The organism is Sphingomonas sp. AP4-R1 (assembly GCF_013113735.1).
GTDB lineage: Bacteria > Pseudomonadota > Alphaproteobacteria > Sphingomonadales > Sphingomonadaceae > Sphingomonas_I.
Map to the genome: position 1 here is coordinate 4,063,772 of NZ_CP053346.1, position 15,339 is coordinate 4,079,110.

At 64.6% G+C, this 15,339-nt stretch carries 12 protein-coding genes; 6 read left to right on the forward strand and 6 right to left on the reverse strand.

Features of this window, described 5'->3' with window-relative positions:
- Positions 1 to 44: 44 nt before the first annotated feature.
- The 3 genes from HL653_RS18545 (at position 45) to hemA (ending at position 2,667) form a co-directional block, all read left to right on the forward strand.
- On the forward strand, positions 45 to 551 hold the full coding sequence (locus tag HL653_RS18545) for a DUF1993 family protein (protein ID WP_171745820.1): 507 nt from the start codon (positions 45 to 47) through the stop codon (positions 549 to 551).
- A gap of 14 nt (positions 552 to 565) precedes the next feature.
- Positions 566 to 1,369 (forward strand): glutamate racemase, encoded by an 804-nt coding sequence (murI, locus tag HL653_RS18550; protein ID WP_253718144.1) that lies wholly within the window; start codon positions 566 to 568, stop codon positions 1,367 to 1,369.
- Between the two features lie 83 nt (positions 1,370 to 1,452).
- On the forward strand, positions 1,453 to 2,667 hold the full coding sequence (gene hemA, locus HL653_RS18555; RefSeq protein ID WP_171745821.1) for a 5-aminolevulinate synthase: 1,215 nt from the start codon (positions 1,453 to 1,455) through the stop codon (positions 2,665 to 2,667).
- A 932-nt stretch (positions 2,668 to 3,599) separates the two neighbouring features.
- Here the strand turns inward: hemA and HL653_RS18560 are convergent.
- The 5 genes from HL653_RS18560 to HL653_RS18580 form a co-directional block, all read right to left on the reverse strand.
- The gene (locus HL653_RS18560; RefSeq protein ID WP_171745822.1) at positions 3,600 to 4,436 is read right to left on the reverse strand and encodes an NTP transferase domain-containing protein; all 837 of its coding nucleotides are present in this window, start codon (positions 4,434 to 4,436) and stop codon (positions 3,600 to 3,602) included.
- On the reverse strand, positions 4,426 to 5,445 hold the full coding sequence (locus HL653_RS18565) for a phosphoribosylglycinamide synthetase (RefSeq protein WP_171745823.1): 1,020 nt from the start codon (positions 5,443 to 5,445) through the stop codon (positions 4,426 to 4,428). The genes HL653_RS18560 and HL653_RS18565 overlap by 11 nt, the downstream gene beginning before the upstream one ends.
- Positions 5,446 to 5,553: 108 nt before the next feature.
- Positions 5,554 to 6,729, reverse strand: coding sequence for a sugar-transfer associated ATP-grasp domain-containing protein (locus HL653_RS18570; RefSeq protein WP_171745824.1), 1,176 nt, complete (start codon positions 6,727 to 6,729; stop codon positions 5,554 to 5,556).
- A 207-nt stretch (positions 6,730 to 6,936) separates the two neighbouring features.
- Entirely contained in the window at positions 6,937 to 8,217 is a 1,281-nt protein-coding gene (locus HL653_RS18575; protein WP_253717053.1) for a glycoside hydrolase family 130 protein, read from the reverse strand.
- Between the two features lie 305 nt (positions 8,218 to 8,522).
- A complete protein-coding gene (locus HL653_RS18580; RefSeq protein ID WP_253717055.1) occupies positions 8,523 to 10,814 on the reverse strand; it encodes a glycosyltransferase family 4 protein in 2,292 nt (763 codons plus the stop codon).
- Between the two features lie 273 nt (positions 10,815 to 11,087).
- Here HL653_RS18580 and HL653_RS18585 point away from each other — a divergent pair, with 273 nt between their 5' ends.
- The 3 genes from HL653_RS18585 to HL653_RS18595 all read left to right on the forward strand — a co-directional run bounded on the left by HL653_RS18585 (position 11,088) and on the right by HL653_RS18595 (position 14,258).
- Positions 11,088 to 11,324, forward strand: coding sequence for a hypothetical protein (locus HL653_RS18585; protein WP_171745826.1), 237 nt, complete (start codon positions 11,088 to 11,090; stop codon positions 11,322 to 11,324).
- A 144-nt stretch (positions 11,325 to 11,468) separates the two neighbouring features.
- Positions 11,469 to 12,983, forward strand: coding sequence for a cysteine--tRNA ligase (gene cysS, locus HL653_RS18590; protein WP_171747107.1), 1,515 nt, complete (start codon positions 11,469 to 11,471; stop codon positions 12,981 to 12,983).
- A gap of 441 nt (positions 12,984 to 13,424) precedes the next feature.
- Positions 13,425 to 14,258 (forward strand): acetyltransferase, encoded by an 834-nt coding sequence (locus HL653_RS18595; protein ID WP_171745827.1) that lies wholly within the window; start codon positions 13,425 to 13,427, stop codon positions 14,256 to 14,258.
- A gap of 337 nt (positions 14,259 to 14,595) precedes the next feature.
- On the opposite strand, the gene HL653_RS18600 is transcribed toward HL653_RS18595, so the two are convergent.
- Entirely contained in the window at positions 14,596 to 15,261 is a 666-nt protein-coding gene (locus HL653_RS18600; protein ID WP_171745828.1) for an FxDxF family PEP-CTERM protein, read from the reverse strand.
- Positions 15,262 to 15,339: the final 78 nt, after the last annotated feature.

The following is a 15,339-nucleotide window of genomic DNA, read 5'->3' on the forward strand; positions in this document are numbered from 1 at the left end:
CGCCGGCGGCCGGAGTCGGCAGAGCTTCCGAGGGAAAGAAGAGCATGACGATTTCCATGTATCAGGTGTCGGTTCCGATGTTCGTGCGCGCGTTCAACGCGCTCTCCGCCGTCATCGAGAAAGGCGAGGCGCATGCAGCCGCCACGGGACTGGACCCGGCCGACATCTTCGCCGTGCGCCTCGCGCCGGACATGCTGCCCTTCCCCAAGCAGATCCAGATCGCGAGCGACATGGCCAAGGGCGGCGTCGCCCGCCTCGCCGGGCTGACCCCGCCGAGCTGGGCCGATGACGAGGCCGATCTGCCCGCGCTGCGCGCGCGCCTCGCCAAGACCGTCGCCTATCTGGAAAGCATCCCCGCCGATCAGGTGGACGGCAGCGAGGAGAAGGACATCACGCTGAAGGCCGGCCAGAACGAATATCACTTCAAGGGGCAGGCCTATCTGCTCCACTTCGTGATCCCCAACGTCTTCTTCCACCTGACGACCGCCTATGGCCTGCTGCGCCAGAAGGGCGTCGAGATCGGCAAGCGGGACTTTCTCGGCGGGATCTGACGAAAGTGGCGGATCTGCCCCCCGAAGATGCGCGCCCGCTGCTGCTGTTCGATTCCGGCATCGGCGGGCTTTCGGTGCTGCGCGCGGTGCGTGCGGCCTTGCCCAACGCACCGATCGTCTATGTCGCCGACAATGGCGGCTTTCCTTATGGCACGAAGAGCGAGGCGGAGATTGCGGCGCGCGTCCCGGCCTTGCTCGGGCGGCTGGCGGAGCGGTATCGTCCGCGCCTGATCTGCATCGCCTGCAACACCGCCTCGACGATCGCGCTGGCGGGCGTGCGCGCCGCGCTCGATCTGCCGGTGGTGGGCACGGTGCCCGCGATCAAGCCCGCCGCCGAAGTCTCGAAGACGCGCGCCATCGGCGTGCTGGGCACCGACGCCACTGTCCGCCAGCCTTATGTGGACGATCTGTCCGCGCGCTTCGCGGGCGATTGCCTCGTGCTGCGCCACGGTTCGGCGCGACTGGTGGAACTGGCCGAGGCGGCCTTGCGCGGCCTGCCGACTCCCGACGCCGATTATCGCACCGCGCTGGACGGGCTGCTGGAGCAGGACGGCGGCGACCGTGTCGATGTGATCGCGCTGGCCTGCACGCATTTTCCGCTGGTGGCCGATCGCCTCGCCGCCGTGGCGCCGCGCCCGATCACCTTCGTGGACGGCGCCGGAGGGATCGCCCGGCGGATCGCGTTCCTCACCGGGGATCAGAGCTGGCCCGCCGCCCCCGCCCCCGGCCTCGCCGTCTTCACCGCGCCGCTGGACGTGCCGGACGGGCTGCGCCGCTCGCTGGCCGGCTTCGGGCTGGAGACAATTGAAGCGCTTTGATCGATCTCAATGATCGCTCCTTTTGTGTGGAAACGGAAAAGCCGCAGCGTTATGAACGGCCGTCCGTCGAAGAGGCCCTTACGTTGGATTATCAGCGCGTTTTCACCCAGGCGATCGATCGTTTGCACGCGGAAGGCCGTTACCGCGTCTTCATCGACATTTTACGCAACAAGGGCATGTTCCCGAATGCGCGCTGTTTTGCGGGACATAATGGCCCGAAGCCGATCACGGTCTGGTGTTCGAACGACTATCTCGCGATGGGCCAGCACCCGAACGTGATCGCCGCGATGGAAGAGGCGCTGCACGATGTCGGCGCCGGATCCGGCGGCACGCGCAACATCGGCGGCAACACGCATTATCATATCGATCTGGAAGCCGAGCTGGCCGATCTGCATGGCAAGGAAGGCGCCTTGCTGTTCACGAGCGGCTATGTGTCGAACGAAGCGACGCTCTCCACGCTCGCCAAGGTGCTGCCGGGCTGCATCATCTTTTCGGATGAGTTGAACCACGCCTCGATGATCGCGGGCATCCGCAATGCGGGCTGCGAGAAGCGCGTCTTCCGCCACAACGATCTGGAGCATCTGGAAGAACTGCTCGCCGCCGAAGCGCCCGACGTGCCGAAGCTGATCGCATTCGAAAGCGTCTATTCGATGGACGGCGACATCGCGCCGATCCACGAAATCTGCGACCTCGCCGACAAATATAACGCGCTGACCTATCTGGACGAGGTCCATGCCGTGGGCATGTACGGCCCGCGCGGCGGCGGCATCTCCGATCGCGACGATGCGGCGCGGCGGCTGACGATCATCGAAGGCACGCTCGGCAAGGCCTTCGGCGTGATGGGCGGCTATATCGCGGCCGATCAGATGATCATCGACGTGATCCGCAGCTACGCGCCCGGTTTCATCTTCACGACCAGCCTGTCGCCCGTGTTGGTGGCTGGCGCGCTCGCCAGCGTGCGCCACCTGAAGGCGAGTTCGGTCGAGCGCGATGGCCAGCAGGCAGCCGCTGCGCGGCTGAAGGCGATGATGGCGGACGCCGGCCTGCCGGTGATGCCGTCGACCACGCATATCGTGCCGCTGATGGTGGGCGATCCGGTCCGCGCCAAGCGGATCAGCGATATCCTGCTCGCCGAATATGGCGTCTATGTGCAGCCGATCAATTACCCGACCGTCCCGCGCGGAACCGAGCGCCTGCGCTTCACCCCCGGCCCCGCGCACAGCGAGGAGATGATGGGCGAACTGGTCTCGGCTTTGGTCGAGATCTGGGACCGGCTGGAACTGCGGCTCGCGGCCTGAGGCCGCCGATAGAGGCCCGGCTGCGATGAATCGCCGGGCTGGTCCGCTGCGGGCGCGATCGATCTGACAGTCTGCCCGTCGAAGGGCCAGCCCTGCACGTCATGCGATGGATCCTGCGCGCATCGTGACGACATATTTGGGTGGAAAGCGACCTTAGATCCGGTCGTCATCCCGGCCTTGAGCCGGGATCCCGCTTCTTGTTTTTCGGAGCATGACAGAGAGAGCGGGACCCCGGCTCAAGGCCGGGGTGAGGAGGATATGTACATGTCCGCAACGGATGGATAAGCGACAGTCGGCTTTCAAAAGAGTTTCATCTCAAGGGCGTATTCCGCCAGCCGATGCTCAATGCCCTCTTGGTTTAAGAGCTCCGATAAACCATCGATGCCTTGCTCATGCGTCCAAAGAGAAAAGATTTTATGGGATGAATATTCTTCCGTAAAATGACGCGGAAGAATGATGTGCGCCAAGTCATTATATGGAAATGGCTGACCCCACGTTCCCCCATCCTCAATAGAATTCTCGCCCAACTCCGATATATGAGAAAGCTGACCAGTCCAATATCCGGCGTCTCGTCCAAGACGGCTAAAAGTAGTCCAGGCACACCACGATCGACGTATGGGCTTCGGGCTTCGTTCTCCACTCCATTGCCCCAACTCCGTTCGGAGTGGCTGTGAGAGATGGAAAGTGGAAAGCTCCAGAAATCGCCGCAGAACGGACATGCTTCACCTTGCAGAACGATTGAACAGCGTCGCGACATTATCAATTCTTGTTGCTCACGACAGCGCTCTGCCGTGTCCGCAAATGGCACTGAGGCAGCCGTTCCATCACCCGTCATCCCGGCGGGGGACCCATACCTGTTTCGTCCGGAGCAGCATTTGCCGGGATTAAGATAGTGCCGGCCTCCGCCGCGTGGCGAAAGCCGATGCGGGCCGTCAGTTCGCCCGCGACACCTCTCGCTCGGCCATCGCCCGCGAGCCGCGCTCCGGCATCCGCTTCGCCAGCAGCCCTTCGGCGATGCCTTTCGACCTCGGATTGTCCACGTCGATCGCGTGGGATCCGTCGGGCAGCACCACCGCGCGCATATCGATGCGGAAGCGGCGCGAGAGGCGCCTGGCCGCGCCCGGCAGCGACAGGCGGCCGAAGCGGAGCAGCAGCAGCGTGAACAGGCCGAAGGCGGTGATCAGCCGCATCGGATTGCGGCGGAACTGGCCGCCGGTGCGGAAGCTTTCCACCAGCCGCATCGCCGCCGGGCCCTGCAGCGCATAAAGATTGCAGTTGGAATAGCTGTCGTCGGCGAAATGATAGAAGTTGCGCTGGCCCTCGGGGTGCGCGGCGAGGACGGAGGCGCGCGTCGCCAGCGCCACCGCGCCATCGGCGCCCTCCCCGATCGCGGCGAGCATCCGCCGCACCGCGCCGGGCGTGAGCAGCACATTGTCCGCCGTGGTGATGATCAGCGGGCCGGTCACGTCGGCGGACGCCTGATAGACGCTGTCGGCCAGATTGTCGGCCGAAGGGATCAGGCGCACGGGCACGGCCAAACCCGCCAGCCCGGCCATCACCGCCTCATGCACCTCGGGCTCGACCGAGATGCGAACTTCCGTCAGCCCCGGCAGCGACACCAAGGCCGCCACGACATGACGGATTAGCGACGCTCCCAGCAGGGGCACGAGGCATTTGTGCGTGACGCCCTCCTCGGCCGCCAGCGGATCGACGCGGCCCGCACGCTGGGCCGCCAAGATGATGACGGTGAAGGCGTCGTCAGGCCGCAAGATCCACCTCGGCCATCGCCAGCCCGTGCCGCTCGATCGCCTCGGCCAGGATCGTCTCGATCAGCTGATCGTGGCTCCAGCCGATCTGGCGCGCGGCCATCGAGATCGTCTTGCGCGACCACAGGTTGCAGTTGAGGTTCACCTCGAGGAACATCACGTCGCCGGTCGTCACGTCGATGCGATATTCGAACCGCCCATAATCGAACGGCAGATATTCGGGCGCCAGCTTGGCCGTTGCCGCTTCCACCTCGGCCAGGATCTCCACATCCTGCAGCGGCCGGATCTCATAGGCCTGATCGGCGGTCAGGTTGCGCTTCTCATTATAGGTGCGCAGCGTGGCGGGATCGCATTGCTCCACGATCTGCGTGGGCAGCATCACGGGCTTCCCATCGACCGTGATGACGGAAACCTCCACGTCATGGCCGACGATGAAGGGCTCGACGATCGCGTCATGCCCTTCGGCATGGAGCTTCTGGATCGCCTCGCGCAGTTCGCCCCGGCTCCGCACCGCGCTCACGCCCCAGGAAGCGGACGAGGCGTTGGGCTTCACCACCCAGTGCGAGGCCGCGGGGCGACGATCGAGATCGATCGGCGCGCCCCGGCGGTAAATCGCCCACGGCGCGGTGCGCAGCCCGCGCGCGACGGCGGCCATCTTGGTCAGATGCTTGTCGTCGGAGAGGCCGCGCAGGATCGGGCTCGCGCCCAGATAGGGCAAACCGTGCCGCTCGCAGAGCAACGGCACCAGCATCTCCGAATTGAGGAAGCCACCGCGATTGAGCAGCGGAAACACGAAGTCGACATCGGGCCGCTCGAACAACGCCTCGTAGCGATCCGCGATCGTGAGATGGAGCCCCAGGCGCTCCAGCGTGGCGCGCATCTCCTGATGATAGACGGCGTGGGTGCCGTCTTCCGGATGGGCGCCCTGCTCCCATGCGGCATGCTTCGCGATCAGCATGATGCGGAGTGCCGAGCGGGTGGCATCGGACAGGTGCTTGGGGCGGATATACATCCCGTTTCGCCTACAAAGACCCTCCACTGCGAGGGCAGAAGGGCGATGCTATCCCCCTCGCGCGACGGATTGCAGTCCTTGGCACGACAGGCCCATTTCAGCTCGATGTCAGTTTGGAGTCCGGGATCCGGCCCTGAGCAGTAATTGGTGCGCGAGCAGTTCGCCGTAGCGCCCGCTCCCCAGCCCCTGCCGGCTCGCCCGCTGGGGCATCAACACGCCGGGCTTGGCATTGCCCTCGATCAGGATCGGCCCCTGCCCGCAGATGCCGACGTCCCAGCCGATCAGCGCATAATCGGAAAATGCGGTGGAATGTGCTTCGATCACGAGCTGCTTCGCCTCCTGCCACCAGGGAAGCAGCCGCCCCTCGATCGGGCCATCCGTCACCGGGTGGCGGGCATGATCGGCGCCGCCATAGCCCTTGCAGGCCAGCCCCAGCACGCCGCTCGCCAGCCCGATCGGCGCGAGCAGGCCACCCGCCTTCATATTGTCCACCTGTGCTGCGGGATCCGAAGCGAGCCGCAGCACGGCGCTGACGGGTTCGGGCACGCCGTTCTCGTTGAGGATCGTGGTGATGCGCGCCGTGCTGAGCGCGCCCAGCGAAAGATCGCGCACGGCCGGATGCGTGGCGAGCCGCTCCTGCACGATCCAGCTACCGGATCGCCCGGCGAACACCTGCTTCAGCCACGCGTCCAGCCCGCCAGGCTCGGGCCGATCGAGGAAGGCGACCCCGCGCCCGCCTTCCCCGCGCGCGGGCTTGATCAGCAGATCCTGGCCCGCCGCCGGCGCGCGCCGCACCGCCCAGCCGCCGGCATTGCCGACCGCGATCACCGCCGGATGCGGCAGGCCGACCCGCTCGCACCGTTCATAGAACAGCACCTTGTCCGCCAGCGCGCAGTCGCGCGTCCAGCCGAGCGGATTGATCACTTTGTTGAGCGCGGCATCCTCGAACCGGCGGATATAGCCATCGAGCGCATCGGCCTGCTCGATCCGGAACAGCGCGAGATCGTTGGGATCGGCGAAGCGCGCGCGCGCCGTCGCGATCGCCTGCGCCTGCCATTCGCGCGAAAGGCCGAAGCGCCGCCGCACCGCCTTCGCGCGAAACGGGACCCAGGCGTGGAAGCCGAGGCCGACCGCCGCATCCAGCGCGGTGCGAAGCGGCCCGCGCGCCTTCGCCCGGCGCGCATAATGATCGGCGAGAAAGCCGCCCGAAACAGGCCGGATCACGCCCGGAAAGAGCGCGTACCATTTCTTGGCATGGTAGAGGATCTCGGTCGCGTCGGGCATGGGCCCGATGCTAGCTTCACCCTGTTACCGCTTCGGGACGTGCGCTCGGCCCGATCGCTCAGGCCCCGTCACCCCGGACTTGTTCCGGGGTCCACCGGTCGGCAGGACCAGCGGTCGAGGTGCGCGCGGACGTGTTGATGCCGGAACAAGCCTGTCCTGAGCCTGTCGAGGGATCCGGCATGACGGTGGCGAGAAGAGCCCCGCCCTTCAGCGCATCGTGCTGAGCAGCGCCTCGATCGAGACGAAGCCGAACGCCACCGAACTGTCCGCCACGCCATAGGGGATGAACAGCATGTCGCCGTGGCGCAGGCCGCCGCACGTATAGACCACGTTCGGCACATAGCCTTCGCGATCCTCGTTCGCGGCCGACAGCAGGGGCTCGACCATCCGGCCGATGATCTTCGAGGGATCGTCCTTGTCGAGCAGGATCGCGCCGATCGAATATTTCCGCATCGCGCCCACGCCGTGGGTCAGCAGCAGCCAGCCCTCGTCCAGCTCGATCGGCGAACCGCAATTGCCGAGTTGCACCATCTCCCACGGATATTCCGGCGCGAGCAGCAGCTGCCCCTCGCCCCAATGGTCGATCCGGTCGGAGCGGATCAGGAAGACATTCTCGCCATCCTGACGGCCGATCATCATATATTGGCCGTTCACCTTGCGCGGGAACAGGGCCATGCCCTTGTTGCGCGCGGCGGGACCGTTCATCGGCGCAAGCGTGAAGCTGCGGAAATCGCGCGTCCGCATCAGCTCGGACCGGATCGAGGCGCCGTTATAGGCGGTGTAGGTGCCGAGCCATTCGAAGCTACCGTCGTCATGCTCGAAGCGGACGAGGCGGAGATCCTCCAGCCCCTTGCTCTGCGCGGCGGTCATCGGGAACAGCACCGTGCCGGAGAGCGAGCTGTCCGGATGGCGATGCACCTCGATCGCGCCATTATCCAGCTCGAACGCACCGTCGGCGGCGGTGGCGAAAGGCGGCTCGGGCATCAGCTCGATCATCGGACCGGGGCCGAGAATCCCCTCGCGGAACGAGATCGAGGAGATATGCCCCTCGCCCACCGCGCGCAGCGACATGGCGATGCGGAGCGCGCCATCGGAAAGGCCCGACTGATCGGGGTGCGGGATCACGCTGGGGTTCATCAGCGCGGCGGCGGCATAGCTGTATTCGTGGCAGAAATAGGCGCCGATCAGCTGCTTCTTGATGTCCGAAATGGCGGCATCGTTCAGCTTCAGCCCTTCGCATATCGCCTTGTAGCGCGTGCGGAACACGGCGCGCGTCTGCCAGTGCCGCGCCTCGAAATCGCGCAGCACCAGTTCCAGTTCGATCGCGGCCTGCTCCTCCGGCATGGCCAGAACCGATTCCGCGATGCGGCGCACGCGCCCCGGCCGTCCATGAACCGCGTTCGCCTCGATCGGGATATGGAACGGGCGGACGACGACGCGGGCCGGGTCTGCAGTGAGCCGCATCGGATGGTGAATGACGTCGAGCAAGCTGCCCCCCGGCTACGTAAGACAAGGCAATGCGCGGGCCTCGCGCCCACGCCTCGCCTTATCCAAGCTTTTAGACCGGGATAAGAGTAAAAAGTACGAACGGCCGCGTTCGTGCGGTGGGTTTCGGGCCGATCAGCCGTCCAGCGTGGCTGCGATGCACCCTTTCACGCTCCAGCGAACACGGGAGCCCGAAGCTTCGAACGTCATATGGGAAACCCTGGGCTCCTGCGTTCGCAGGACCCCGTATGGCTCATGATCCTGAAAAGCGGCGAATATCGCGGGGATCATGCTTCGGAAAGAAACGCTCAGCGCGGCGCGCGCAGTTTGGGCAGAACCGCCTTCAGCGAGGCATGCACGTCGTTGCTCGGCCGATCCTCTCGTGCCGTCGCCCGAGTCATGGCCGCGCAGGCGAACTGAAAGGCGAGGATCGATTCCGCTCCCTGATTCAGGTTCACGCGGTTGCTCATCAGGCCGTCATAGCAGCCGCCATCGGCCAGCGTGACCATCGGCAGGTCCAGATCATTCTCGCCGAGATACCAGGCATAGGCCCGGCGTGCAGCCGCCAGCCATTTCGCGTCGCCCGTCAGCCGATGCGCCGCCAGCGTGGCATCCACCGTCGCCCACGCCTCCAGAGGCTGCTGGTCGAACGGCAAAGGCGGCTCGTAGGCGCGCCAGAAGCTGTCGGTGCCCACAGCACGGAACTGGCCGAGCGCGTTGGTCTGCTGGCCGTCGAGCCAGGCCAGCACCTCCACCGCCTCGTCGAACATCGCCATATTGCCGATCCGGTGCGCGCCGCGCATCAGCGCCTCGGGCAGGCGGGCATTGTCATAGGCCAGCACGGATTCGAACCAGATCCAGCCCTCGCGGCGGCCGATCCGCAGGCGCCGCCACAGCCGATCGGAAAATTCCTCGACCAGTCGACGCGCGACGGCATGATCGGGATGGGCCTCCAGCACGGCGTCCGCTCCGAGCAATGCGAACGCCCACGTGCGCGGGCTGGCGAGCGCGAGCGAGAATGGCGCCACCTGATCGAACAGATGCAGACCCCACTGGCGCAGATCCTGATTCCGCGCCTCCGACACGGTCACGCCGATCGTCCAGAGCGAGCGGCCGAAGCTGTCCTCCGAGCCCTCTTCCTCCAGCCAGCCGCGGTCGAACGACATGAAATTGCGGAAGCGCCCATTATCGCCATTCCACGCATGCTGAACGAACGAGGCATAGACGCGCGCCAGTTCGTCGGCGCGCTCGGCCAGACCGTCGATCCGGTGCATCAGCATCAGCGCGCGGCAATTGTCGTCCACGCAATAGCCATGGTCGCGATCCGGCACCGAAAAGATCGAGTGCTGGAGCATGCCGGTGCCGTCCGTCATGCGCTCGATCGCATCGAGCTTCGGCGGGTGGATTTCCAGCGCGCGCTCGGGCGCGACGGTTGCGCGGGCGAGTCGGACCGGACGGCGCGCGACCGCCTCGGCGCAGATATCGAGATAGGCGCGTGCGAGATTGTCCCACGTCATCGTGCGGCCGACCTGATAGGCCTCGCGGCTCATCCGCTCCATCAATTCCGGCTGGTCGAGCAGATCGTTGATCGCGGTCGAGAAACCATCGACGTCCCCGAACGGCACCAGCCGGCCGATGCCGTCCGCCAGCAATTCCTCGGCATGCCAGTAAGGCGTCGAGACGACCGGCTTGCCCAGCGCCACCGCATAAGAGAGCGTGCCGCTCGTGATCTGCGTGACCGACAGATAGGGCGTGACGTACATGTCGGTCGCCTGGAGATAATCCAGCAGCCGCTCCTGATCGAGGAAGCCATCGATGAAACGCACATGCTGGCTCACGCCCAGTTCGGCGGCGAGCGCGGCGAGGCTCTCGCGATAGGCCTCGCCCTCGCGCGCGACGAGATGCGGATGCGTGGCGCCGAGGATCACATACAGCACGTCCGGATGCGCGGCGACGATCTTCGGCAGCGCACGAATGATCGTCTCGATCCCCTTGTTGGGGGAGAGCAGGCCGAAGGTGAGCAGCACGCGGTGCCCGTCAAACCCGAAGGCCTCCTTCAACCCGTCAGTCGACAGGAAGGGCCGATCCGGCACGCCGTGCGGCACGATCGCGACCTGATCGCCGCCGATGCCGTGCACCGCCTGGAGAATCTGCACGCCCTTCTCGGCCATCACGATCAGCTTGAACGCGCGGCGGGCAAGCGCCTCGATCACGGCGCGCTGTTCCGAATTGGGCTGTTCCAGCACGGTGTGCAGCGTCACCACCACCGGCGCATCGACGCGATCGAGCAGCTTCAGCAGCAACGCCCCTGCCGGCCCGCCGAAAATGCCATATTCGTGCTGGACGAGGACGACGTCGGCGCCGCTCTCGTTGATGCGGCGCGCGGCCTGGACATAATCGGCCAGCTCTTCCTGCCTGATCGAACACACCACTTCAGGCCCGTAAGCATGAGCCGATCCGGGATCGTCCATCGCATACAGATCGACCGGAAGCGTGGGCTCGGCGGCGACCAGCGCCTCGCGCACATCGCGGGTGAAGGTGGAGATTCCGCAGAGCCGCGGCGGGCTATTGCCGATGAGTGCGATGCGCTTGATAGTCACAGCCGGTCGATCCCGCATTCCTGATCCTCGCCTATCGCATAGAGCCGGATTCATGGTTACCACTCAGTAAACAACCGGGACTCGATGAACCGTTATTCATAATGCTTAAATGACGGAAAAGTTGCATGTCCCGCCCCCGCTCGGCACACCGATTTATCGTTTCGGAACCGTCGCATGGGCGAGATTGGCGTTGACGCCTTAGCCCACCCCGTTAATGGGACGGCCGGGGACGGCATTCGGGCCGGGCCCACAACAAGATAATGGAGTGTCGGAATGAAGAAGGTAGTCTTTGTTCTTGCCGCTGCCGGCCTGATGTCTCTGGCCGCTTGCAGCAAGCAGACGCCGGCCGAGAATGCGGCTGACGCGACTGCGAATGCGCTGGATAACGCCGGCGAGAATCTCGAAGACATGGCCGAGAACACTTCGAACGGCGCGGATGCGGCCGCTCTCAGCAATGCTGCTGACAACGCGCATGACGCGGCTGACGCCGTCGAAGCCAACAAGTCGTAATTTCGCGCGGGCGCCCTTGAAGGGCGCGCATGCGTAGACGATGGAGCGGGTGTCCGGCGACGGGCGCCCGCTTTTCGTTTGTGCCGCATGTTTTTCAGAATTGGCCGGGAGCAGAGTTTGTCCACCACCGCCCCTTCTTCCGAAATGTCCGGAGCCCCGCTGACGCTGTTCAACAGCCTGACGCGCGCGATCGAGGATTTTCGGCCGATCGATCCGGCGATGGTGCGGCTCTACAGCTGCGGGCCCACGGTTTATAATTTCGCCCATCTCGGCAATCTGCGCGCCTATGTGTTCACCGATACGCTACGCCGGACGCTGAACTGGAAGGGCTGGGCCACCACCCATGTCATCAACATCACCGATGTCGGCCACCTCACCTCCGACGCGGATGCGGGCGAGGACAAGATGGAGGCGGCCGCGCAGGCGCAGAGCCGCTCGATCTGGGACATCGCCGCTTTCTACACGCAGGCCTTCAAGGCCGATCTGGCCGCGCTGAACATCCTGTCGCCCAGCCTGTGGTCGGTCGCGACCGATCATGTGCAGGACATGATCGCCTTCGCGCGCGTGCTGGAGGAGAAAGGCAGCACCTATCAGCTCGAGGGCGGCCTCTATTTCGACACCAGCACGGTGCCCGATTATGGCCGCCTCGCCGGCCATCGTGGCGACGAAGTGGTGGGCCGCATCGCCGACGTGGAGGGCAAGCGCCATCCCGCCGACTTCGCGATCTGGCGCAGCAGCGCGCCGGGTGCCGATCGGCAGATGGAATGGTCCTCCCCCTGGGGACGCGGCGCGCCGGGCTGGCATCTCGAATGCTCGGTGATGAGCCTCAAATATCTGGGTGCGCAGTTCGACATCCACACCGGCGGGATCGATCACCGCGAGATCCACCATTGCAACGAGATCGCGCAGAACCAGGCCTTCAACGGCACCGCGCGGACCGGCGCCAATCTGTGGATGCACAACAATTTTCTCGTCGATCGCGGCGGCAAGATGTCCAAGAGCAAGGGCGGCTTCGCGACGCTCGCTGGGTTGATCGAGCGCGGCGTGCATCCCCTCGCCTATCGCCTGCTCTGCCTCTCGGCCCATTATCGTTCCGAGCTGGAATTCTCGACCGAGGCCTTGTCGGCGGCCTTGATCCGCCTGAAGCGTCTCGTGATGAATGTGGGGCAGCTCAAGGCCAAGGCGGGTCCGCTCGCCTGGCTGGCCCCTCTGGACGAGATGAAGGCCACGCGCGGCGCGAGCCTCGCCTATCAGCGCGCGATGATCGAGGCGCCGCTGGGCGAACAGGCGCGCGCCCTGGTGGCCGCGTTCGATGCGGCCCTGTCGGCGGATCTGATGACGCCGCAGGCGCTCCCCTTGCTGGAAGACGCCCTCACCGCGAAGAGCCTCGACTCGGAAGAGCGGCTGCGCGTCGTGGCCAGCTTCGATCTGGTGCTGGGCCTGGATCTGCTGTCGACCGAGCGTCGATCGCTGGCGCTGCGTCCTGCGGAGGCGCCCCTCCTCGATGCGGAGGTGGAGATGCTGCTCGACGAGCGCCAGACGGCGCGGGCGGCCAAGGATTATGCGCGATCCGACATTCTGCGCGATCAGCTGATCGCGGCCGGAGTCGAGGTGATGGACGGTGATCCGTTGCGCTGGGAATGGCGCCCGCTTCTGTAGCGTTTCCGGCCCGATGGCTCCGATTCGGCCCGATCGACTCGGAGCAACGCTTTTTCCGCCCGAAAATGCCGGATCGCGTGGATCCGGCGACTAACGCACTGCGATACGGCGAGTTCCAAGAACGCTTCGGCGCTGTATGGTTAATGCGTCATATAGCATGTCACATGTTTCCGTGTATTACGGAGACCGGAGGCGGGGCGCCAAAAATCGCTGAAAATTGCCGCAACAGCAGTGTTGCAGGATGCGACGGCGCACGCCTGACGGATGACAGATGATCTTGGCCGGGGTGGAGCAATGGACATGATCGAAGAGACGTTGTGTCGGAATTAACCCTTCTCGTGAGAAATGCTGCAAGGCGGCCGCTGGTAAACAGCCCCGTATTGTAGTGTAGCACAAGCGTAGGGGTCGCAGATGTATCTTGACCTTTCCCTGAGAGATCAGGTGACGAATTTCATTCGTTCCGCGTCCAATTCCTATCCCAACGGCAAGAAGACCGAAGTCATCTTGCCGGGATTGAGCGACGACGGAGAAGATGTGGTCATCAGCATGATTACATCGGAAGAACAGCGCGACGATGCGAGCGCGTTGCTCAACCGTATGTATGAATGGCGCGGCTATGGCAGCCATCATCGCCTGTCCAAGGGCGTCACGCAGACCAGCTTCTCGGTCTCGTGCGCCGGCGCGACGATCGGCACGTTGACGCTCACCGTGGATTCCGAGGCCGGCCTGACGACCGACACCACCTTCCAGGCCGAGCTGGACACGTATCGCCGCATGCCCGGCGCGCGGATCTGCGAACTGACGCGCTTCGCCTTCGACGCGCCCAGCTCGTCCAAGCGCATCCTCGCCGCGCTCTTCCACGTGATCTTCATCTACGGCCAGCGCAAATATGGCTGCACCGACCTGTTCATCGAAGTCGCCCAGCGGCACCGCCGCTTTTACGAGGCGATGCTGGGCTTCGAGCGCGTCTGCGCGCTCAAGACCAACGACAATGTCGGGGTTCCGTCCCAGCTGATGCGGCTGAACGTCGCGGACATCCAGTCGCATATCGAGGCGCATGCGGGATCAGCCGATCCGGCCAGCAGCCGCTCGCTTTATTCCAATTTCCTACCGAAGGAAGAAGCGAACCGGGTCTATGCCGAACTCGCGGATGCGATCCATGCGATCAACATCGTCAACGAACCCGATTATATCCAGTTCGACGTGATCCCGTCCGCTCCGGTGCGCCAGCGCCGATATGGTAACCCGCAGTCGGCCACGCCCTCGGCAGCCTGACCGACAAGGCTGACAGACCACGCATCGTAGCGCTACGCGGCCGCGCGCAGAAGTTGCGCCAGCCTGCCGCCAAAGTAGCGTCGCGAAGCGGGTGCCAACAGGGTGCTGCTGGTGAGCGAGCATCGAACGAGTGATGCGAGGCCCCGTCTCACGCCGGAGAGCGGGACTACAGCCCCGGCGAGCGGAATAGAGTGCCGACGCAGCAAACCAGGCACCGTCGAAATCGACGCCCTCGATTTCCGCCTGTTTCGCACGGCACAGAATCGCACCGCACAAAAGAAAAGGCTGGCAGCGATATTTCGCTGCCAGCCTTTATGTTGGTTGAACGGTCAAACGCTTACGAGAAGCGGACCTTCACCGAGCGACGCTGCGAACGGCAAGCCGCGCCGATCGCGCCGAAGCCGACGAGCATCATCGCCCAGGTGGCCGTTTCCGGAACCGGGCTCGACTGGAACGTCAGGCCACCCTGGTAGGTGCCCGACACGCCGTTGACGGTGCCGATAACCTGGAAGGTGTTGACGGCATTGTCGCCGTTGAAGAAGCTCGCAATCGGAATACCCGAAACCGTGTAGGTCTGGCCGCCCGAACCGTTCGGATTGCTCGTCGTCTGGATCGTGCCATAGGACTGACCGTTGATCAGAATCTGCGTGATCGTCAGCGCGAGCGCATCGGACACGAAGCTGGTCGACAGATTGCCGCTGCCAACACCGTTCTTCTCGACGCGGAAGTAATAGGTATCCGAGAACGAACCCGACCCATTGGTGTTCTTGAACGACGCATTGATCAGATCAGGCGTATTGAAATCCGCGCTGAAATTGGCCGGGGAGTTCGATGCCGTGATGCCCTGACCCGCCAGGTACGTCACCAGGCTGTCAGTGATAGCGAAGTTCGTCGCCATCGCGGGGCTCGCGATTGCAACGGCCGCCACGAACGACGCCCCCCAAAGTGCCTTACCGAACCCCATAACCAATCTCCCCATACGCATACACCGCACGCCTGGCATCCCAGCGACCCCACACGTTCAGGCGAGAATCAGGTAGCTTTCTTTTCCGTTAACATCAAGATACTTTTTCGCAGCGCA